Here is a 19,418-nt window from a genome sequence, read left to right as displayed (position 1 = left end):
ATCTAGAGGACGGCCGCCGGACTTGTTACGGTCGTTCCATGACTGAGTCCTCGGCGGTGCCGCTGCACATGCGGCGGTTGGAGTTCGATCCGGCCCCCGAGCTGGGCGAGGTGCGCGACCAGGAACGGATCAAGCGCATCGACACCCTCCTCGGCCTGGAGGCGTGGGTGGTGACCCGGTACGCCGACGTCCGCGAGGTCCTGGGCGACGCCGACCGGTTCAGGCTCGCCAGGCAGGGCTCCGCCCGCATGCCCGGAGCGCCCGAGCTGACCGAGGAACAGCTCGCCGAGCTGCGCGCGGGCAACCTCCTCGGCCAGGACCCGCCCGAGCACACCCGGCTGCGCAGGATGCTGACGCCCGAGTTCACGATCCGCCGGATGAAGCGGCTGGAGCCCCGCATCAGGGACATCGTGCACGAGCACCTCGACGCCATGGAGGCCGCCGGCTCCCCGGCCGACCTGGTGTCGTCGTTCGCGCTGCCGATCCCGTCGCTGGTGATCTGCGAGCTGCTGGGCGTGCCGTACGAGGACCGCGCCGACTTCCAGCGGCGTTCCGGCCGCATGCTGGACCTGTCGCTGCCGGTCGAGGAGCGGGTGGCGGCCAACTTCGAGTCGCGGGCCTACATGCGCGAGCTGGTCACCCGCATGCGCACCGACCCGGGCGAGGACCTGCTCGGCATGCTCATCCGCGAGCACGGCGACGACCTGACCACCAGCGAGCTCGTCGGCATCGGCAACCTGCTGCTGCTCGCCGGGCACGAGACCACCTCCAACATGCTCTCGCTCGGCACGCTCGCCCTGCTGCGCAACCCCGGGCAGCTCGAACTCCTGCGCAAGGAGCCCGAGCGCATCGACGCGACGGTCGAGGAGCTGCTGCGCTGGCTCAGCATCGTCCACTCCGGCACGATCAAGATCACGTCCAGGGAGGTCGAGCTGGCCGGGCGGACCATCGGCGCGGGCGAGATGATCCTGTGCTCGCTGCCCGCCGCCAACCGCGACCCCGGCTTCATCGCCGACCCCGACACCCTCGACATCACCCGCGGCGCCCCCGGCCACGTCGCCTTCGGTCACGGCGTCCACCACTGCCTGGGCGCGCCGCTCGCCCGCATGGAGATGAAGATCGCCTTCCCCGCGCTCTTCGAACGTTTCCCCGGCCTGCGCCCGACCGGGTCCACGCCGGAGTTCCGCTCCTTCAACGTCGTCTACGGCCTGACCGAGCTGGAGGTCGCCTGGTAGCGGCGCGCACGCGGATTTTGTCGGCGGCGGCGGATAACGTGCGGGTGTCATGCCAACCGAAGCCAGGCCACACGAGCTGATCGGCAGGGACCACCCCGCCGCGCTGCTGCGCGCCGAGGTCGCGCGGGTGGTCGACAGCCACGGCGGCCTGGTCCTCGTCACCGGCGAGGCCGGCATCGGCAAGACCACGCTCGTCACCAGCGCCGCCGCCGAGGCCAGGCGCAGGGGCGCGCTCGTGGTCGGCGGCGCCTGCTGGGATTCCGGCAGCGCCCCCGGCTACTGGCCGTGGGTCCAGGTCATCCGCGCCCTGCGCCGCTCGGCCGCCCCCCACGAGTGGGGCGAGGCCGAGCAGTCAGCCGGCGGCAGCCTGGCCGCCCTGCTCGGCGAAGCGGCGGCGCTCGCCCAGCCACACCTGGAGGTCACCGCCGCCGACACCGCCGCCGACACCGACACCGCCTCCGCGTTCCAGATCTACGACGCGGTCACCACCGCCCTGGTGTCCCTGTCCCAGCACCACCCGCTCGTGATCGTCATCGACGACCTCCACGCCGCCGACCCCGCCTCGCTGCGGCTCCTCGAGTTCGCGGCCCGCCAGACCTGGTTCGAGCGCCTGCTCCTCGTCGGCACCTACCGCGACGCCGAGGTCGAGCCGGTCGACCACCCGCTGCGCGACCTGCTGTCCCCGCTCGTCGCCAAGGCGACCACCATCACGCTCACGGGCCTCGACCAGGCCGGGGTGGGCGCCCTCATGGCCCGCACCGCCGGGCTCGACCCGCCCCCCGACCTGGTGGCCGAGGTCCACGTGCGCACCGGCGGAAACCCGTTCTTCGTCGAGCAGACGGCCCGGCTGTGGCGCAGCGGCGGCTCGGCCACGGCCGTCGCGCCCGGCGTCCGCGACGCGCTGCTGCGCCGGCTGTCCCTGCTGCCGCGTCCGGTGTCGGAGCTGCTGCCCGCCGCGGCCGTGCTCGGGCGCGAGTTCCACCGCCAGGTGCTGGCCGCCACCGTGGCCGCGCCCGTGGCGCACGTCGACCGGCTCCTCGACACCGCCGTGATCGCCCGGCTGGTGGTCACCAAGGGCGGCGGCCGGTTCGCCTTCGCCCACGACCTCGTCCGCGAGACCCTCTACGACGCCGTCCCCGACGTGCGCGACCTGCACGCCGCCGTGGTGCGCGCCCTCGACGGCGCCCCCGACCTGGCCCGCCGCGTGCTGCCGAGCGACCTGGCCCGGCACGCCTACCTCGCCGGCGACCGCGTCGACCCCGAGCGCGCGATCGACCTGCTGCAGGCCGCCGCCCGCGCCGCCCGCAGCCGGCTCGCCGGCGAGGAGGAGCTCGGCCACCTGCGCCGCGCCCACGAGCTGAGCGCCGCCGCCGCGCCCCGCCGGCGCGTGCTGGTCTGCCTCGACCTCGGCCGGGAGCTGCACCACCGCGGCGATCGCGACGCGGGCCGCCGGCTGTTCGAGGAGGCCGGCGCCGTCGCCGCCGAACTCGGCGACCCAGAGCTGACCGCCCGCGTCGCGCTGGTCTTCCGCTCCCACTACGGCCACGACGACTCGCTCGACCGGTTGCGCCGGGCCCACGCCGAGCTCGTCGGCGAGCCGGCCCCCGACGACCGCCTGGCCCTCGACCTGGTCTTCCACCTCACCGCCCAGGCCCGCCAGGGAGGCGACGACGACGTCCTGGCCTTCAGCCTGTGGGCCCACCACGACATCATCTGGGGCCCCGGCACGGCGGGCGAGCGGGTGGCGCTGACCGGCGAGCTGCTCGACGTCGCCCGGCGCACCTCCGACCGCGAGCTCGAACACCTCGCCGGCGCCCTGCGCTGGGTGGCCATGATCGAGGAGGGCGACCCCCGCTACCTCGACCGGTTCCACGACTACGCGGCCAGGGGCCGCAGCACCGACGACGCCCACCTCAACCTCACCACGTCCGTCGACGCCAGCATCGTCGCCGCGCTCGCCGGCCGCTTCGCCGAGGCCGAGTCGCTGATGACGGGCCTGTCCCTCGACGGCAAGGACCACGACTTCGACGTCATGCTCGACCACCACCGCTGGGCGATCGCCTGGCTCCAGGGCAGGGTGGAGGAGCAGGAAGACGTCCTGCGCAGGCTCAGGGCCGGCCGCCACCCCGACCGCGGCCTGCTGGAGGCGCTGACCGCCCTGCAGGCCGGCGACGTCGGCACCGCGCTGCGCCACCACGCGGCCGGCGCGCGGGTGGGGCGCATGGCCGAGCCGCTGTGGCTGCGTTTCCAGGCGGAGCTGGCCGCCGCCACCCACGACCGGGAGCTCGCCGCCGGCGCGCGGGCCGCGCTGCTGCCGCACCGGGGGCGGTGGGCGGTGTCCTACTACGGCTGGGACATCAGTGGCCCCTACGACCTGTGGATCGCCCTGCTCGACCTGGCCGAGGGCCGGTGGGCGGAGGCGGCCGAGGGGTTCGCGCGGGCGTACCGGTCGGCCGACCGCATGCGGGCCCGCCCGTGGTCGGTCCTGGCCCGTGCCCGCCTGGCCGAGGCCCTCCTGGTCGGCGGCGACACCGCCGGGGCCCGTCCGCTGCTGGAGGAGGTCCGGCGCGAGGCGGCCGAGCTCGGCATGCAGCACGTCCTCGACACCCTCCCGTCGCGGGGCGGCGCCGCCGACGAGCCCGCACCCCCGCGGGCCCCCGCACGTGACGAGGGCCCCGAGCCGGCCACCGGCGACTTCCGCAAGGACGGCGAGGTCTGGGCCCTCAGGTTCGCCGGGCGGCTGGCCCACATGCCCGACGCCAAGGGCCTGCGCGACCTGCACCACCTGCTCGGCCACCCCGGCGCCGACATCCCCGCCGTGGCCCTGCTCGCCCCGGAGGGCGGCGACGTCGTGCTCGCCGCCCGCGCGATGGGCGGCGACGCCGTGCTCGACGAGGAGGCCAAGGCCGACTACCGCCGCCGCCTGTCCGTCCTCGACGACGAGATCGACCGGGCGGCCGAACGCGGCGACGACGACCGGGCGGCCGAGTACGACCGCGAACGCGCGGCCCTGCTGGAGGAGCTGCGCACGGCCGCCGGGCTGGGCGGCCGCTCCCGCCGTCTGGGCGACGAGGCCGAACGGGCCCGCAAGACGGTGACCGCCAGAATCCGCGACACCCTCCGCAAACTCACCCAGACCCACCCCGAACTCGCCACCCACCTCCGCGCCACCATCTCCACCGGCGCCACCTGCCGCTACCAGCCCACCACCCCCATCACCTGGCACCTCTGACCGAGCCGCCCCGTCCCGCGCCGCCGGCACCGCCGAGTTCACTGCCCGCGTCCCGCACTACTGCTAGCCGGGGGGCAGCCGCACTTACCGAAGCAGCACGGATCGGGCGCGAAGGCAGGGATGCCTGCTTCGCGCCCGATCCGTGCGGTGGCGGGCTACTTGCGGTTGTAGAGGCGCATGGTCAGGGTGCCGAAGACCGCGATGAGAAGGACGGACGCGATCAGCACCCAGGTCAGTTCACCCACGTCCGGGCTGCCCGCCATCAGCGAGCGGACGGCGGCCACCAGGCGGGTGATCGGGTTGACGTTGACGAAGATCTGCAGCCAGCCGGGCATCGTGGCCGGGTCGACGTACACGTTGCTGAGGAAGGTCAGCGGGAACAGGACGAGCATGCTCATGCCCATCACCGACTTCTCGCTCCGCATGAGCAGGCCGAACATCGTCCACACCCACGAGAAGGCGAAGGAGAAGCCGAGCAGCAGCACGATCCCGGCCAGCACGCCGGTGACGCCCCCCTGCGGGCGGAACCCCAGGGCCAGGCCGACGGCGAGGATGACCGTCGAGGCCAGGGTGTAGCGCAGGACGTCGCCGAGCAGGTAGCCCACCATGGTCGAGGGACGCCAGATCGGCAGGGTGCGGAAGCGGTCGAACACCCCCTTCTCGATGTCCTTGTTGACCTCCACCCCGGTGTACATGGTGATCATCACGACGCTGCTGACCATGATCCCCGGCAGCAGGAACTGCAGGTAGTCGGTCGGCGAGCCGGCCAGGGCGCCGCCGAACAGGTACGTGAACATCAGCGTCATCATGAGCGGGAACGCCGTCACGTCGAACAGCTGCTCGGGCACGTGCTTGATCTTCAGGATGGCCCGCCAGCCGAACGTGACCGACGCCGACCACGCGCTCGGCCGAGGGGGCTTCACCCCGGGGGCCAGGACGGTGCCGAGCACGTCGGCGGCGGGGGAGTAGGTCGTGGCGGTCTCGGTGGTGGCGGTCATGCTGCGGCCTCCTGCGCGGTCGCGGACTCGGCGGTCTCGGTGGCGGGGTGGTCGGTGAGGGCGAGGAAGACCTCGTCCAGGCTGGGCTGGCCGAGGGAGAAGTCGTCGACGACGATCCCGGCCTCGGCCAGGCGGCCGAGCGCGCGCGAGGCCTGCTCGGCGGCGGCGGCCTCGCGGCCGTGGCCGGTGATGCGGGCGGTGAGCGACACGGGGTCGGCGTCCAGGTAGACGGGCGCGTCGAGGACCTGGGACAGCAGCCGTTCGGCTTCGGGACGGGTGGCGGGGTCGCGCAGCCGCACGTGGACCGAGCCCGCGCCGACGGACGACTTGAGCTCGCCCGGCGTGCCCTCGGCGATGACCCTGCCGTGGTCGATGACCGCGATGCGGCCGGCCAGGCGGTCGGCCTCCTCCAGATACTGGGTGGTGAGCAGCACGGTGGTGCCGTGGGCGACGACGATGCGGACGATGTCCCAGACCTGGTTGCGGCTGCGCGGGTCCAGGCCGGTCGTCGGCTCGTCGAGGAAGAGCAGGTCAGGCGTGTTGAGGATGCTGGCGGCGATGTCGATGCGCCGCCGCATGCCGCCCGAGTACGTCTTGACCTGCCGCCCCGCGGCCTCCGTCAGCCCGAACGCCTCCAGCAGCTGCGCCGCCCGCTCCCGGGCGGCCGGCTTGCGGTGGCCGAGCAGGCGGCCGAGCAGGATCAGGTTCTCGGCGCCGGTCATGTCCTCGTCGACGGAGGCGTACTGGCCGGTCAGGCTGACGCGGCCGCGTACGGCGTCGGCCTCGCGCACCACGTCGTGCCCGAACACGGTGGCCTCGCCGCCGTCCGGCCGCAGCAGGGTGGCCAGCATGCGGACGGCGGTGGTCTTGCCCGCGCCGTTGGGGCCGAGCACGCCGTAGACGGTGCCGGCTGGCACCTCCAGGTCGAGGCCGTCCACGGCGCGGTTGTCGCCGAAGACCTTGACCAGGCCGGAGGTCTGTATCGCCAGGTCTCGCATGGGTGTTCCTCTCATGAGCAGTACGGCTGGGCGCGCCGGGCGTCGCGCAACGCCCGGCCCCACCAGGTGAGCTGGTCGAGCATGGCCGCGACCGCACGCGCGCGGTCGTCGGTGTCGTACGGTTCGCCGCTTCCGGCCACGTCGTCGCCCAGCAGGTCGAGGCCGACCCAGTCGCGCATCGTCACGACGTGCAGGGCGGAGAAGACGGTACGGAGTTGCTCGACCGCGTACAGACCGGAAGATCCCGAGCCGTAGGCGACGAAGCCGGCCGGCTTGGCCTGCCATTCGTCGTAGGTGTAGTCGATGGCCTGCTTGAGCGAGGCCGGGAAGCTGCGGTTGTACTCGGGGGTGACGACGGCGAAGGCGTCGGCCTCGCCGACGGCCGCGGTGAAGCGGCGCATCGAGGCGGTGCTGCGCTCGGGGTAGCGGTCGGGGAAGGCGTAGTCGGCCAGGTCGAGCAGGCCGACCGCCAGGTCGGGGCGGTCGCGGGCGCGGCCGGCGAACCACTTCGCCACCGTCTCGCCCATCCGCCCGACGCGGGTGCTCGCGATGATCACCGCGAGCCGGACCGGTGCGGCGCTCCCGCCGGCGGTGTCGTCCCTGCCCGTCATCGTCCACCTCCCTCGGCCCGTTCCGGGCTCTCACCAAGGAGGCGCGAGACGGCCGCCAGACGGCCGCTAGACGGGATCTAGCGGGCCGTCAGGCGGCCGGTCTGAGCACGTAGCCGACGCCGCGCAGGGTGTGGATCATCGGACGGCGGTCCGCGTCGATCTTGCGGCGCAGGTAGGAGATGTACAGCTCGACGATGTTGCCCTGGCCGGCGAAGTCGTAGGCCCACACCCGGTCGAGGATGTGCGCCTTGCTGAGCGCGCGTCCCGGGTGGCGCATGAGCAGCCGCAGCAGCTCGAACTCGGTCGGGGTGAGCCGGACCTCCTGGCCGGCCCGCCGCACCTCGCGGGTCTCCTGGTCCAGGGTGAGGTCGCCGACGGACAGGGCGTCGGCCGAGCGGCGCAGCAGGCCGTGCAGCCTGATCACGACCTCGTCCACGCCGAACGGCCGCATCACGTAGTCGTCGGCGCCCGCGCGCAGCCCGAGCGCCGGGCCGGGCAGGGCGTCCGGCGCGGTCAGGAAGAGGATCGGCACGCCGGGCAGCGCGGCCCGCAGCCGGGGCAGGAACCGGCCGCCGCCCCTGACGTCCAGGACGATCGCCCCCGGACGGAACCCGCGCGCGGTCCTGATCGCGTCGCCGCCGTCCAGGCTGCGCACGTCCCAGCGGCGCATCGCGCGGGAGAGGGACTCGCCGAGCGGGCCCTCGTCCACGACGAGGACGGCGTACGAGTCGCGCGCGGATCCGGGCGCGACGGTCGGACCGGTCGGGTGCATGCCGGAAACGATGCCGGTCGTGCATGAGGTTTGTCTGAGGACGGCTTGTGACGTGGATGAGGACCGGATGGGGACCCTCGCGGCGGGTACGGGGGCGCCCGAAAGGCCCGGGAAAACGGAAGGGCCCGGCCGCAGCCGAGCCCTTCCCATCCCTTGAAGCGCGATCACCGTTCCTGCCGCTACCCGGAATGTGCGGCTTATCACTTCACCGAGTCAGTTCTGTCACTAGACCTTGAGTGCGGTTGAGGTTCTAGGCTGCCTTCCATGAGCGGAATTCTGGTGACCGGCGCGACCGGCAACGTGGGCACGCATGTCGTCTCCTCCCTGGCGGAGGCCGGACATGACGTGCGGGCGCTGGTGCGCGACCCGGCCCGGGCGGTGCTCCCGGAGGGCGTCGAGCCCGTACGCGGCGATCTGGCCGACTCCGGCAGCCTTGAGCCCGCCCTGCGCGGCGTCGACCGGGTGTACCTGATGTGGCCCGGCATCCCCGTGGATCCCCGGGTGGTGACCACGATGGCCGGACGGGCCGAGCAGGTCGTGTACCTGTCGGCGGACGTGCCCGACCTGGCGGACGGCGAGCCCGCCACGATCTACCACCAGGAGATCGAACGGCTGATCCGGGCCTCAGGGACGCGGTGGACGTTCGTCCGGGCCATCGACTTCGCCACGAACACGCTGGCCTGGGCCGCCCAGATCCGGCGAGGAGTGGTCCGGCTCCCGTACGGCAAGGCCGCCCGATCGCTGATCCACGAGCGGGACATCGCGGACGTCGTCGCCCACGTGCTCACCACCCCCGGCCACGACGGCGCCAAGTACCTGATCACCGGCCCCGAGTCGATCACCCAGGAGGAGCTGGCGCGGACCGTCGGCGAGGAGATCGGCCGCGAGGTGCGCTGGGAGGACCTGCCGCCGGAGGTCGCCCGCGAGCAGCTGACGGCCGCCTGGGGGGATCCGGCGTTCGTCGAGGCCCGGCTCAGGGCGTGGGAGTCGTTCACGCACACGCCGGAACGCGTGACCGCCACGGTCCGGGAGCTGCTGGGCCGGCCCGCGCGCACGTTCCGCTCCTGGGCCCGCGACCACGCCCCCGACTTCCTCACGGCCTGAAGCCCACGCCCACGCACCCGGCCTGGTCGCAGCCTGGAGCCCGCCTACGCGGTCAGGGTCACCGCCGCGACCGTCTCGCCCATGTCGTCGAGCAGGTCGGCCACCACCGGGCCGGCCTCCAGCCGCCAGGCGAGCGCCTGCAGGCCGTGTCCCGGCACCGGCACCTCCCGCCCGGCCAGCCTGACGGTCTCCACCTCGGCCGACAGCCGCAGCAGCCCGTAGGCCACCCATCGCTTCGGCCGGGGGAACCAGCGACCCGCGTTGGTGTCGAAACGTCCGTTCTCGTCGGTCAGCCCGTGCTCCTTGAGCACCGCGACGCCCTGGCGGTGGGCCAGCAGGTCGTCGCTGCGCGCGGCGGACATGCTGTCGCCGGCGCGAAGCGCCCAGCGTCCGCGGCGGAACGACAGCAGCCAGACGTCCACCCAGGACAGGCCGAAGCCGTCCAGGCGGGCGAAGGCGGTCGCCGCGATCCGGTCGCCGACGTACAGGGAGGCAGGGGTGAAGCGGAAGCGTCCGCTCAGGTTGCCGGGAAGGGACCTCGGCAGCCCGTGATCGATGAGTCGCAGGCTCTCGACGGCGGGGTTGTACCCAAAATCATGAGTACGTTCCACAGCCTCACCATACACACGGACGGCCCGGATGAGACGCGCGTTTTGTTCCTGTTGGGTGAATGATGAGGCTCATGGATCGAATCGAAGCTTCTGACCGCCGCCGTGCCCTCGTTCTCGGGGGCGGCGGCGTGGCCGGCATCGCCTGGGCGACCGGCGTGCTGGCCGGGCTGGCCGAGGAGGGCGTGGACGTACGGGACGCCGACCTGATCGTGGGCACCTCGGCCGGCTCGGCGGTCGGCGCCCAGGCCCGCAGCCGGCTGACCGTCGAGGAGCTGTTCCAGCGGCAGGTCGATCCCGCGCTGCAGGCCAGGGAGATCCCCGCGGTGTTCGACGCGGCCTCCTTCGCGGCCGCCCTCCAGAGCATCCTGACCGGCGCCCACGACCGGGACGAGCTGCACCGGCGCATCGGCGCCTGGGCGCTGGAGGCCCCCACGGTCGGCGAGCCGGAACGGCGTGCCGCGGTGGCCTCGCGCCTGCCCGAGACCGACTGGCCGGAGCGGCCGCTCGTGCTGGTCGCGCTCGACGCGGCGACCGGAAAGACCCGCCTGTTCGACCGGGCGTCCGGGGTGGACCTGGTGGACGCGGTGGCGGCCAGTTGCGCCGTGCCGGGGGTCTGGCCGCCGGTCACCATCGAGGGCCGCCGCTACGTCGACGGCGGCGTGCGGTCCAGCGACAACGCCGACCTGGCCGCCGGCTTCGAACGGGTGCTGGTGGTCTCGCCCCAGCCGCCCGGCGCCCCCGCCTCCCCCTGGACGTCCCTCGAACAGGAGGTGGCCCTGCTGCGCAAGGAGGGCTCCGCGGTCGAGGTCGTCAGCCCGGACGAGGGGGCCGTCGCGGCCATGGGCGCCAACCCGCTCGACCCCGCCGTCCGGTCACCGGCGGCCCACGCCGGCCGCGAGCAGGGCCGGCGGGTGGCCGCCGTCGTCCACAGCCTGTGGACCTAGCCGGCCGCGGCGCGCTCGGCGAGCGGGCGGCGGCGCAAGGCCGGGTCGGTCAGTGAGGCCGGACGCCACGCGCCGTCCGGCTGGTACATGTCACGGCCCGGCGGGACGATCTCGTCGATCCGGTCGAGCGCGGCGTCGTCGAGCGTGAGCGCGGCGCCCTTCAGCAGGTCGTCGAGCTGCGCCATCGTCCGGGGCCCGGTGATCACCGAGGTGACCGCCGGGTGTGCGGCGGCGAAGGCCACGGCGAGCTGGGGGAGTGTGCAGCCGAGGTCGTCGGCGAGCTCGACCAGCTTCTCGACGGCGTCGAGCTTGGCGGCGTTCTCCGGGATCGACGGGTCGAAGCGGTGGGGGGTCAGCGCGGCCCGGCCGGTGGTCAGGTCGATGTCGCCGTTCTTGCGGTAACGGCCGCTCAGGAAGCCCGACGCGAGCGGGCTCCAGGTCAGGACGCCCATGCCGTACCGGCGGCAGACGGGCAGCAGGTCCTTCTCGATGCCGCGGGCGAACAGCGAGTACGGCGGCTGCTCCGTCCTGAACCGGTGCAGCGCCCGCCGCTCCGACACCTGGTGGGCCTCGACGATCTCCGCCGCCGGGAACGTCGAGCAGCCGAACGCGCGGATCTTGCCCTGCCGTACGAGGTCGGTCAGCGCCGACAACGTCTCCTCGATGTCGGTCGTGTGGTCGGGCCGGTGGATCTGGTAGAGGTCGATCCAGTCGGTGCCGAGCCGCCGGAGGCTCTGCTCGACCTCCTTCATGATCCACAGGCGCGAGTTCCCGGACCTGTTCGGCCCCTCGCCCATCCGGAAGTGCACCTTGGTGGCCAGCACGACGTCGTCGCGGCGGCCCTTCAGCGCCTTGCCGACGATCTCCTCGGACTCGCCCGCGGAGTACATGTCCGCCGTGTCCACGAAATTCACGCCCTGGTCGAGCGCGGCGTGGATGATGCGGGCGCAGTCGTCGTGGTCGGGGTTGCCGACGGCGCCGAACATCATCGCCCCAAGGCAGTGGACGCTGACCTCGATGCCGGTGCCGCCGAGTACGCGGTAGCGCATTGTCATAGTCTGCGACTTTAGGACCTGGAGTCCACTCCACCTCAAGGGCTCGCGGCCCTGCCGGCGGCAGGTGTGACAGGAGCGTCCAGGGGCACCGGAGGCGGATGGGGATGGTGACGGTGTCGTCCTGGCGCGAGCTGGACGACGCGATCAGCGCGGCCGGCCACACCGAGGGCCCGGCCCAGGCGCACTCGACGCTGGTCTTCCGCGGCCTGGCGAAGAGCACGTACTCGCACGTGCACAGCCTGGCGCGGCTGGCGGGCGACTACGCCACCCTAGAAACCCACTTGATACGAAATTTTAGGAAATACGCGCATAGAGCGGCCCCTGGCCCTTCCGTCTGGGACTGGCTGGCTCTCGGCCAGCACCACGGCCTGCCCACCCGCCTCCTGGACTGGACGTTCTCCCCGCTGGTCGCGCTGCACTTCGCCACGGCGTCCTGGCCCGGCGACGACGCCGTGCTGCTGGCCGTCGACTGCGCGGGCGCGCACCGCCTGCTGCCCGAGCCGCTGCGCGAGGTGCTCGACGGCGAGGGCGCGCTGCTGTTCAGCACCGAGATGCTCGCCGAACGCGCCGCCGGCCTGGCCGGCTTCGACGCGCTCGGCCGCGACCGCCCGTTCGTCGCCTTCTTCGAGCCGCCGTCGCTGGACGAGCGCATGGTCAACCAGTCGTCGGTGCTCTCGGCGATGTCGGGGGCGACGTACCAGCTCGACGACTGGCTGGCCGAGCATCCCGGGCTGTGGCGGGGCTGGTCGATCCCGGCCGGGGTCAAGGTCGAGATCCGGCGGCGGCTCGACCAGGCCGGGATCACCGAGCGGGTGCTGCTGCCCGGTCTCGACGGGCTGGCCGAGTGGCTGCGCCGCTACTACTCCCCGGGCAGCGTCGACGTGCCGGCCGGCGGCTCCAGCATGTCCGGGCCCGAGCGCCTCGGCCAGCAGGAGGGCCGGATGAACGACTGACCGCTCATCCGGGCAGCGTGCCGCGCACGGCGTCCTCGGTGCGGCCGATCACGGCGCGCCCGTCGTCGGCGGTGATGATCGGCCGCTGGATCAGGATCGGGTGCGCGGACAGCGCGGCGATCCAGCGCTCGCGGGCGTCCGGGTCGCGCGGCCAGGCGTCGAGGCCCAGCTCGGCCGCGACCGGCTCGCCCGTACGGGTGATGTCCCACGGCTCCAGCCCGAGCCGGGCCAGGACAGCGCGCAGCTCGTCCGGCGACGGCGGGTCCTCCAGGTAGCGGCGGACCTTGTAGTCGGCCGATTCGGCGTCGAGGATCGACAGGGCCGAACGGCACTTGGAGCAGTCGGGGTTGATCCAGATTTCCATGACGCCGAGGCTCTCACGCCCGGGGCGCCCGGCGCCGGTCAGCCGGCCGATGCGTCGAGCCGGGCCTGCAGGCCGTCGAGCACCCGGTCGAGGCCGTAGCGGAAGTCCTCCTCCCGGACGCGCTCGGGGTCGTCGAACCCCTTGGCCGCGTACTCCGCCCGCATCCACGGGTGGTCCTCGAACGCCTGCTCGGTGGTCGGCCGCACGGCGTCGATCCACTCCTGCTCGGTGCGGCCGCTGCGGGCCAGCGTCGACAGGTAGGCCGCCTCGGCGATGGTCACGCCGATCACGTACGCCAGCACGGTGTTGACCGCCCGGTCGGCCTCGCCGGGGACGAACCCGGCCGAGTGCGCCAGCGCCAGCAGGTCCTCCGAGCGCCGCATCACGTTGGGCCCCAGGCTGGTGAGCCCGACCTGGCCGAGCACGGCCGCCATCCACGGGTGGCGCAGGATCACCGCGCGCAGGCTGTGGGCGGCCACGGCGAGCCCGTCGCGCCAGCCCCCTGCCTCCTCCAGGGACGGCACGCGCAGCTCGCCGTAGACCTCGTCGACGACCAGCTCGATCAGCTCGTCCTTGTTGGCGACGTGGCGGTAGAGGGAGGTCGCGCCCGCGTCGAGCCGGGTGCCGAGGCTGCGCATGCTCAGCGCCTCCAGCCCCTCCTCGTCGAGCAGCTGGACGGCCTCGGACACGATCCGGTCGAGGCTGAGCGCGGGCCGCTCCCGCTGCCGGCGCTGACGGACCCAGACCGAGGGGACGGGCGGCTGCGATGCTGGCATGACCCGAGCTTAGCGCACACTGTACGCATCAGCGAACACCCGATTGCGTACATCGCTTTCTTGTGCGTACAGTGTGCGCATTCCGAGAGCGACGTACGCAAGTCGAAGGGGAGAAACTCATGAACCGCCGCTGGTGGATCCTGGTGGTGTTGTGCCTCAGCACATTGGTGCTGGTCGTGGACAACATGGTGCTGACGGTGGCGGTCCCGCCCCTCGCGGCCGACCTGGGCGCCGACGCCCAGGACCTGCAATGGATCCTCGACTCCTACATCCTGGTCTTCGCCGGCCTGCTGCTGACCGCCGGCAGCCTGTCCGACCGCTACGGCCGGCGCCGGGTGATGATCATCGGCCTGGCGCTCTTCGGCGGCGCGTCCCTGCTGGCCGCCTACGCCGCCGATCCGGCGCAGCTCGTGGCGGCCCGCGCCGCGATGGGCGTCGGCGGCGCGCTGATCATGCCGAGCACGCTGTCGATCCTGATCACCGTGTTCGACGAGGCCGAGCGCCGCAAGGCGATGGCCGCCTGGAGCGCGGTGGCGATGATCGGCATGATCGGCGGCCCGGTCCTGGGCGGTGCGCTGATCGCCTGGTTCTGGTGGGGCGCGGTGTTCCTGATCAACGTGCCGGTCGCGCTGCTCGCCATCGTCGCCTCCCTGCTGCTCATGCCCGAGTCGAAGGGCCCCTGGACGAAGCCCGACCCGCTGGGCGTGATCCTGTCGGCGACCGGCATGTCCGCCCTGGTGTGGACGATCATCGAGCTGCCGCACGGCGTGTCCTGGCCGGCCCTGGCCCTCACCGTGCTCTCCCTGGCCGGCTTCGTGATCTGGGAGCTGCGCACGCCGCACCCGATGGTCCCGCTCGCCCTGTTCCGCGACCGCACGTTCAGCGGCGGCAGCTTCTCCCTGACCCTCGTCCAGATCGGCAACGGCGGGCTGCTGCTCGTGCTCACCCAGTACCTGCAGTACGTGCTCGGCTACACGCCCACCGAGGCGGGGCTGGCGTTCCTGCCGATGGCGGTCGCCTCGCTGCTCTTCAACGGCCTGGGCGCGAGCCTCGGCGCCCGGCTCGGCAACCGTCCCATGATCGTCAGCGGGCTGCTCGTCTGCGCCGCCGGGTTCGGCCTGCTCGCCGCCGTCTCCTCCGGCAGCGGCTTCCTCCTCGCCGGCACGGCCCTGTTCGTGATGGGCGCCGGCGGCGGCCTGGCGATGCCCGCGGCCATCGCCGCGCTGATGGGCACCATCCCGCCCGAGCACGCCGGCGTCGGCTCTGCGCTGAACGACACCATCCAGCAGGCGGGCGCGGCGCTCGGCGTGGCCGTCCTCGGCAGCGTCCTGGCCGGGGCCTACACCCGGGGGATGCCGGCGGGCGCGCCCGAGGCGGCCCGGCGCTCGATCGGCGACGCGCTCGCCCTCGGCGACGCCGGTCTCGCCCAGGTGGCCCGCGAGGCGTTCACCTCGGCCATGTCGGCCGCCTTCGGGATCAGCGCAGCCGGAGTGGTCGCCGCCGCCGTCCTGGCGCTGGTCGTGATGCGCGGCGAACGCAAGCCGGCCCAGGAACCGTCCCTCACCGCGACCCACTGAAACGCGACCCACTGAAACGCGACCCCACTGAAAGGGACCCTCATGAACGACGCCCCCGTCACGCTTCCCGTCGCCCGTCCCGCGGGCTGCCCCTTCGACCCGCCCGCGGGCCTGGCGGAGCTGCGTGAGCAGGCGCCCGTCACCCCGCTCGCCTTCCCCGACGGGCACCGCGGCTGGCTGGTGACCGGCCACGCCGAGGTCAGGGCGGTGCTGGCGGACCGGCGGTTCAGCTCACGCTACGAGTCCCTGCACCACCCGACCGCCGCGATCGGCCCGCTGCCGGCCGCCCCGCCCGGCGACCTCACCGGCCTCGACGCGCCCGAGCACACCCGCTACCGCAGGCTGCTCACCGGCAGGTTCACCGTCCGTAGGATGAACCTGCTGACCGAACGCGTGCGGCAGATCACCGCCGACCACCTGGACGCCATGGAACGCCTGGGCCCGCCCGCCGACCTGGTACGCGTCTTCGCCCAGCCCATCCCCGCGCTGGTGATCTGCGAGCTGCTGGGCGTCCCGTACGCCGACCGCGACGCCTTCCAGCACCACGCCGCCGCGCTGACCGGCGTGGACACCGACGAGCAGGAGCAGCTCGCCGCCTACGACGAACTCCAGCGGTACGTGGACGGCCTGGTCCAGGCCAAGCGCGCCCGGCCCACCGACGACCTGCTCGGCGACCTGACCGCCACCGACCTCACCGACGAGGAGCTGGCCGGCGTCGGCACCTTCCTGCTCGCCGCCGGGCTCGACACGACCGCGAACATGCTCGCGCTCGGCACGTACGCGCTGCTCAGCGACCCCGCCCAGCTCGACGTGCTGCGGGCGGAGCCGGAGCGGGCGGCCCAGGCCGTGGAGGAGCTGCTGCGCCACCTCACCATCGCCCACACCGGCGTACGGGCCGCGCTGGAGGACGTCGAGCTGGCCGGCCGGCTGATCCGGGCGGGCGAGTCGGTCGTCGTGTCACTCGCGGCCGCCAACCGCGACCCCCGCAGGTACGCCGACCCCGACCGCCTCGACCTGCGCCGCGACGCGACCGGCCACCTGTCCTTCGGCCACGGCATCCATCAATGTCTCGGCCAGCAGCTGGCCCGGGTGGAGCTGCGCACGGCCCTTCCCGCGCTCGTCACCCGCTTCCCCGGCCTGCGCCTGGCCGTCGCGCCCGAGGAGGTGCAGGTGCGCGCCGGAACCGACATCCACGGGGTGCTCGGTCTCCCGGTGCGGTGGTGATCGCACGGACTATCATCGTGATCATCCTGGCCGGGTACCACTGCGCGTCACCGAGGCGAAAGGACCGCCATGTCCGGGGAGACCAGCAGGCGAGAGCAGACCGAGGTCGTCGTCATCGGAGCCGGCCCCGCCGGGCTGACCCTGGCGAGCCTGCTCGGCCAGGCCGGCGTCGAGTGCGTGGTGCTCGAACGGCAGAGCCGCCCGTACGTCGAGCAGCGCCAGCGCGCGGGCATCCTCGACCACCACGGCGCCCGCGTCTTCGAGGAGTGGGGCCTGGCCGACACCGTCCTGGCGGGCATGCCGCAGGAGACCAGGTTCGAGTTCCGCGTCGACGGCGAGCGGCGCTTCCTCGACGTCCCGGCGATCACCGAGGGCCGGACGGGCCGGCTCGTGCCGCAGCAGGTGCTCGTCGGCAGGCTGCTGGCGCGACTTCTGGAATCCGGCGGCGACCTGCGGTTCGAGGCGGCCGAGGTGACCCCGCGCGGCGTCGGGGGGGCCGCGCCGACGGTCACCTACCGCGACGCCGGCGGCGTCACGCACGAGATCGCCTGCTCCTACGTCGCAGGTTGCGACGGCCACCACGGCGTCAGCCGGGCCTGCGTGCCCGCGGACGCTCTCACCACCTACTCCCACGACTACGGCATCGGCTGGCTGACGGTGCTCGCCGACGTCCCGCCGCCGAGCTACCCGCTCATGGCGATCACGGCCCACGGGTTCGCCGCCCACTTCCCGCGCGGCCCCCGGGCCAGCCGCTTCTACCTCCAGTGCGCCCCCGACGCCACCGCCGCCGACTGGCCCGACGAGCGGATCTGGGCCCAGTTGCGGCTGCGCCTGGCCGACGACGGCCTGCCGGACGGCCCGATCGGGGAGAAGGCGTTCGTCGAGATGCGCAGCCACGTCGTCGACCCGATGCGCCACGGCCGGCTCTTCCTGGTCGGCGACGCGGCCCACATCATCACGCCCATGGGCGGCAAGGGCATGAACCTGGCGGTCGCCGACGCCGACGTGCTGGCCCGCGCGTTGCGCGCCGCCCTGCGCGAGGGCGACGAGGAGCCGCTGGCCGCCTACTCCGCCACCTGCCTGGAACGGGTGTGGCAGCACCAGGAGTTCTCCCGCTGGATGACGGAGATGACCCACGAGGCCGGCGACGAGACGCTGGCCGGGCCGTTCCGCCGCCGGCTGGCCAGGGCGCGGCTCGACCGGCTGTTCACCTCGGGCCCGGCGGCCCGCGCCTTCGGCGACATGATGGCGGGCGGCTGAAGTTGACTTGAACCGCGGTTCAAGTACGACGATCGTCCCCATGAGGATTCATCACCTGAACTGCGGATCCGTACGGACGATCGAAGCCACCTACGACGGCCCGCCCGCCGCCCCCGCCGTGAACCACTGCCTGCTGGTGGAGACCCCGGCCGACGGGCTCGTGCTGGTCGAGACCGGGCTCGGGCTCGGCGATGTGCGCGACCCGGCCGGCACGCTGGGCGCCGACTGGGTGGCCATGGCCGAGCCCGCGCTGCTGGAGGAGGAGACCGCCGTCCGCCAGGTCGCCCGGCTCGGCTACCGCCCGGACGACGTGCGCCACGTCATCGTCACCCACCTCGACGTCGACCACTGCGGCGGGCTGCCGGACTTCCCCGGCGCGCGGGTGCACCTGCTGGCCGCCGAGCTGGAGGCGGCGCTGGCCGAGGCCCCGAGCTACCGCTACCGCCCGGCCCACTGGGCGCACGGCCCCGACTGGGTCACCTACACCCCGGAGGCGAACGACGACTGGTTCGGCTTCGCCTCGATCAAGCCCGACGGCCTGCCCGAGGACATCAGGCTGGTCCCCCTCGGCGGGCACACCGCCGGGCACACCGGCGTCGCCGTCCGCGAGGGGGACCGCTGGCTGCTGCACTGCGGCGACGCCTACTACTACCACCGCGAGCTGCAGCCGGACCCGCATCCGCACCCGCTGATGGACGTCGTGCAGACCCGCTCGGAGGTCCATCACGACCTGCGGCTCGGCACCCAGGCCCGGCTGCGGGAGCTGGTACGGGACCACGGCGACCAGGTGAGCGTCTTCTCGGCCCACGACCCGTGGGAGCTGGCCGCCGCGGTGGCCGGTTGATCAGACGCGGTCGGCCGCGATGAGCAGGTACTGGAAGCTGCCGTTCTTGTAGGCGTCGAGGAAGGACTGCTCGATGCCCGTGGCCAGATGGGTGCGGGCGCGCAGCTCCCAGTACGGGATCGTGGCCGCCGTCAGGTCGACGACGCTGACCGGGACCAGCCGGTTGGCCGCCATCTGCTCGAAGTACGTGCTGCGGGGGTGGATGTCGCAGATGTAGTGGGCGTTGATCTGGCTGACCGCCCGGGACGGCAGGCCGTAGGCGTCGTTGTAGCAGCCGGTGACGCAGACGTACCGGCCGCCCCGGCGCAGCAGCCGGGCGTGCTCGGCGAACAGCAGGGACAGCTCGACGTACATGGTGCTCTCGTTGTTCCAGCTGGCCTGGAACGATCCAGTCTCGAAGCCGGTCTCGAGCATGTTGCGGAAGTGGAAGCGCACCTTGTCGTCGACGCCGCGCTTCTTGGCCTGGTCGTTGGCGAAGGCGACCTGCGACTCGGAGATGGACACGCCGTCGACCTCGCAGCCGTACCGCATGTTGACCAGGAGGCTGCTGCCGCCGCGGCCGGAGCCGGCGTCGAGCGCCCGGTGGTGGGGTTCGAGCGGGCCGAGATGGCTGATCAGCAGGTCGGCCTGGGCGGTCTCCAGGCGGTGGAGCTCCTTGACGATGCGGTCCTCGCGGGTGTCCTCGGGGCCGTCGAGTACCGTCCAGTTCACCTCGCCGATGCCGTAGTGGTGGTGGTACAGGCCGTCGACGTCGCCCAGGCGCAGGTTGACCGGGTTCTTCTCGGCGTTCCAGTAGCTGGCGACGGAGTGCTGGTAGTGGCTCGTGAGGACGGGGGACTGGGTGTTGACGGTCACCTGGG

18 protein-coding genes are annotated in these 19,418 nt (G+C 73.2%); 9 read left to right on the top strand and 9 right to left on the bottom strand.

The window, feature by feature from the left end; translation table 11 throughout:
* Positions 1–38 precede the first annotated feature (38 nt).
* Both AB0J76_RS40755 and AB0J76_RS40750 read left to right on the top strand, forming a co-directional pair.
* Positions 39–1,235 carry a cytochrome P450 gene (locus AB0J76_RS40755; protein ID WP_352320591.1) on the top strand — a complete coding sequence of 399 codons (1,197 nt, stop codon included), beginning with the start codon at positions 39–41 and terminating at the stop codon, positions 1,233–1,235.
* A gap of 49 nt (positions 1,236–1,284) precedes the next feature.
* Entirely contained in the window at positions 1,285–4,467 is a 3,183-nt protein-coding gene (locus AB0J76_RS40750; RefSeq protein ID WP_352320590.1) for an AAA family ATPase, read from the top strand.
* A gap of 155 nt (positions 4,468–4,622) precedes the next feature.
* Here AB0J76_RS40750 and AB0J76_RS40745 read toward each other — a convergent pair whose 3' ends face one another.
* The 4 genes from AB0J76_RS40745 to AB0J76_RS40730 form a co-directional block, all read right to left on the bottom strand.
* Positions 4,623–5,465 (bottom strand): ABC transporter permease, encoded by an 843-nt coding sequence (locus tag AB0J76_RS40745; RefSeq protein ID WP_352320589.1) that lies wholly within the window; start codon positions 5,463–5,465, stop codon positions 4,623–4,625.
* Positions 5,462–6,463, bottom strand: coding sequence for an ATP-binding cassette domain-containing protein (locus AB0J76_RS40740; protein ID WP_352320587.1), 1,002 nt, complete (start codon positions 6,461–6,463; stop codon positions 5,462–5,464). Before AB0J76_RS40740 ends, AB0J76_RS40745 begins: the two co-directional genes overlap by 4 nt.
* A gap of 11 nt (positions 6,464–6,474) precedes the next feature.
* Positions 6,475–7,074: an NAD(P)H-dependent oxidoreductase gene (locus tag AB0J76_RS40735; RefSeq protein WP_352320585.1), complete on the bottom strand. Its 600-nt coding sequence runs from the start codon at positions 7,072–7,074 to the stop codon at positions 6,475–6,477.
* 88 nt (positions 7,075–7,162) lie between these two features.
* Complete coding sequence (locus AB0J76_RS40730) at positions 7,163–7,846, bottom strand: response regulator transcription factor (RefSeq protein ID WP_352320583.1); 684 nt, start codon at positions 7,844–7,846, stop codon at positions 7,163–7,165.
* Between the two features lie 264 nt (positions 7,847–8,110).
* Between AB0J76_RS40730 and AB0J76_RS40725 the strand changes: the two genes are divergently transcribed.
* Positions 8,111–8,950: an NmrA family NAD(P)-binding protein gene (locus tag AB0J76_RS40725; RefSeq protein WP_352320582.1), complete on the top strand. Its 840-nt coding sequence runs from the start codon at positions 8,111–8,113 to the stop codon at positions 8,948–8,950.
* Positions 8,951–8,994: 44 nt separating this feature from the next.
* Here AB0J76_RS40725 and AB0J76_RS40720 read toward each other — a convergent pair whose 3' ends face one another.
* Positions 8,995–9,561, bottom strand: a complete 567-nt coding sequence (locus tag AB0J76_RS40720) for a hypothetical protein (RefSeq protein ID WP_352320580.1) — start codon at positions 9,559–9,561, stop codon at positions 8,995–8,997.
* A gap of 71 nt (positions 9,562–9,632) precedes the next feature.
* On the opposite strand from AB0J76_RS40720, the gene AB0J76_RS40715 reads away from it, so the two are divergent.
* Positions 9,633–10,505 carry a patatin-like phospholipase family protein gene (locus AB0J76_RS40715; RefSeq protein ID WP_352320578.1) on the top strand — a complete coding sequence of 291 codons (873 nt, stop codon included), beginning with the start codon at positions 9,633–9,635 and terminating at the stop codon, positions 10,503–10,505.
* Here the strand turns inward: AB0J76_RS40715 and AB0J76_RS40710 are convergent.
* Positions 10,502–11,554 (bottom strand): aldo/keto reductase, encoded by a 1,053-nt coding sequence (locus tag AB0J76_RS40710; protein WP_352320577.1) that lies wholly within the window; start codon positions 11,552–11,554, stop codon positions 10,502–10,504. The genes AB0J76_RS40715 and AB0J76_RS40710 overlap by 4 nt on opposite strands.
* Positions 11,555–11,658: 104 nt before the next feature.
* On the opposite strand from AB0J76_RS40710, the gene AB0J76_RS40705 reads away from it, so the two are divergent.
* The gene (locus AB0J76_RS40705; protein WP_364392789.1) at positions 11,659–12,513 is read left to right on the top strand and encodes an FRG domain-containing protein; all 855 of its coding nucleotides are present in this window, start codon (positions 11,659–11,661) and stop codon (positions 12,511–12,513) included.
* 4 nt (positions 12,514–12,517) lie between these two features.
* Here the strand turns inward: AB0J76_RS40705 and AB0J76_RS40700 are convergent, their stop codons facing one another.
* Both AB0J76_RS40700 and AB0J76_RS40695 read right to left on the bottom strand, forming a co-directional pair.
* Positions 12,518–12,877: an arsenate reductase family protein gene (locus AB0J76_RS40700; protein WP_352320574.1), complete on the bottom strand. Its 360-nt coding sequence runs from the start codon at positions 12,875–12,877 to the stop codon at positions 12,518–12,520.
* Positions 12,878–12,915: 38 nt separating this feature from the next.
* Positions 12,916–13,653 carry a TetR/AcrR family transcriptional regulator gene (locus AB0J76_RS40695; RefSeq protein WP_352320572.1) on the bottom strand — a complete coding sequence of 246 codons (738 nt, stop codon included), beginning with the start codon at positions 13,651–13,653 and terminating at the stop codon, positions 12,916–12,918.
* 119 nt (positions 13,654–13,772) lie between these two features.
* Between AB0J76_RS40695 and AB0J76_RS40690 the strand changes: the two genes are divergently transcribed.
* The 4 genes from AB0J76_RS40690 (at position 13,773) to AB0J76_RS40675 (ending at position 18,558) form a co-directional block, all read left to right on the top strand.
* On the top strand, positions 13,773–15,230 hold the full coding sequence (locus AB0J76_RS40690) for an MFS transporter (protein ID WP_352320571.1): 1,458 nt from the start codon (positions 13,773–13,775) through the stop codon (positions 15,228–15,230).
* A gap of 42 nt (positions 15,231–15,272) precedes the next feature.
* The gene (locus AB0J76_RS40685) at positions 15,273–16,454 is read left to right on the top strand and encodes a cytochrome P450 (protein ID WP_352320569.1); all 1,182 of its coding nucleotides are present in this window, start codon (positions 15,273–15,275) and stop codon (positions 16,452–16,454) included.
* A 69-nt stretch (positions 16,455–16,523) separates the two neighbouring features.
* On the top strand, positions 16,524–17,714 hold the full coding sequence (locus tag AB0J76_RS40680) for a 4-hydroxybenzoate 3-monooxygenase (RefSeq protein ID WP_352320567.1): 1,191 nt from the start codon (positions 16,524–16,526) through the stop codon (positions 17,712–17,714).
* Positions 17,715–17,754: 40 nt separating this feature from the next.
* Positions 17,755–18,558 carry an MBL fold metallo-hydrolase gene (locus AB0J76_RS40675; protein ID WP_352320565.1) on the top strand — a complete coding sequence of 268 codons (804 nt, stop codon included), beginning with the start codon at positions 17,755–17,757 and terminating at the stop codon, positions 18,556–18,558.
* Here AB0J76_RS40675 and AB0J76_RS40670 read toward each other — a convergent pair whose 3' ends face one another.
* On the bottom strand, positions 18,559–19,413 hold the full coding sequence (locus tag AB0J76_RS40670; protein WP_352320564.1) for a geranyl diphosphate 2-C-methyltransferase: 855 nt from the start codon (positions 19,411–19,413) through the stop codon (positions 18,559–18,561).
* Positions 19,414–19,418: the final 5 nt, after the last annotated feature.

The sequence above is a fragment of the Nonomuraea sp. NPDC049624 genome (assembly GCF_040675255.1).
Classification (GTDB): domain Bacteria; phylum Actinomycetota; class Actinomycetes; order Streptosporangiales; family Streptosporangiaceae; genus Nonomuraea.
Note: the sequence above shows the minus strand (reverse complement) of the source record. Positions and strands in the feature narration are given on the sequence as shown.

What these genes read in the sequence shown, in the direction of transcription:
- AB0J76_RS40755 (WP_352320591.1), top strand. Translation starts at nt 39, where the DNA reads ATGACTGAGTCCTCGGCGGTGCCGCTGCACATGCGGCGGTTGGAGTTC.
- AB0J76_RS40750 (WP_352320590.1), top strand. Translation starts at nt 1,285, where the DNA reads ATGCCAACCGAAGCCAGGCCACACGAGCTGATCGGCAGGGACCACCCC.
- AB0J76_RS40745 (WP_352320589.1), bottom strand. Translation starts at nt 5,465, where the DNA reads ATGACCGCCACCACCGAGACCGCCACGACCTACTCCCCCGCCGCCGAC.
- AB0J76_RS40740 (WP_352320587.1), bottom strand. Translation starts at nt 6,463, where the DNA reads ATGCGAGACCTGGCGATACAGACCTCCGGCCTGGTCAAGGTCTTCGGC.
- AB0J76_RS40735 (WP_352320585.1), bottom strand. Translation starts at nt 7,074, where the DNA reads ATGACGGGCAGGGACGACACCGCCGGCGGGAGCGCCGCACCGGTCCGG.
- AB0J76_RS40730 (WP_352320583.1), bottom strand. Translation starts at nt 7,846, where the DNA reads ATGCACCCGACCGGTCCGACCGTCGCGCCCGGATCCGCGCGCGACTCG.
- AB0J76_RS40725 (WP_352320582.1), top strand. Translation starts at nt 8,111, where the DNA reads ATGAGCGGAATTCTGGTGACCGGCGCGACCGGCAACGTGGGCACGCAT.
- AB0J76_RS40715 (WP_352320578.1), top strand. Translation starts at nt 9,633, where the DNA reads ATGGATCGAATCGAAGCTTCTGACCGCCGCCGTGCCCTCGTTCTCGGG.
- AB0J76_RS40710 (WP_352320577.1), bottom strand. Translation starts at nt 11,554, where the DNA reads ATGCGCTACCGCGTACTCGGCGGCACCGGCATCGAGGTCAGCGTCCAC.
- AB0J76_RS40705 (WP_364392789.1), top strand. Translation starts at nt 11,659, where the DNA reads ATGGGGATGGTGACGGTGTCGTCCTGGCGCGAGCTGGACGACGCGATC.
- AB0J76_RS40700 (WP_352320574.1), bottom strand. Translation starts at nt 12,877, where the DNA reads ATGGAAATCTGGATCAACCCCGACTGCTCCAAGTGCCGTTCGGCCCTG.
- AB0J76_RS40695 (WP_352320572.1), bottom strand. Translation starts at nt 13,653, where the DNA reads ATGCCAGCATCGCAGCCGCCCGTCCCCTCGGTCTGGGTCCGTCAGCGC.
- AB0J76_RS40690 (WP_352320571.1), top strand. Translation starts at nt 13,773, where the DNA reads ATGAACCGCCGCTGGTGGATCCTGGTGGTGTTGTGCCTCAGCACATTG.
- AB0J76_RS40685 (WP_352320569.1), top strand. Translation starts at nt 15,273, where the DNA reads ATGAACGACGCCCCCGTCACGCTTCCCGTCGCCCGTCCCGCGGGCTGC.
- AB0J76_RS40680 (WP_352320567.1), top strand. Translation starts at nt 16,524, where the DNA reads ATGTCCGGGGAGACCAGCAGGCGAGAGCAGACCGAGGTCGTCGTCATC.
- AB0J76_RS40675 (WP_352320565.1), top strand. Translation starts at nt 17,755, where the DNA reads ATGAGGATTCATCACCTGAACTGCGGATCCGTACGGACGATCGAAGCC.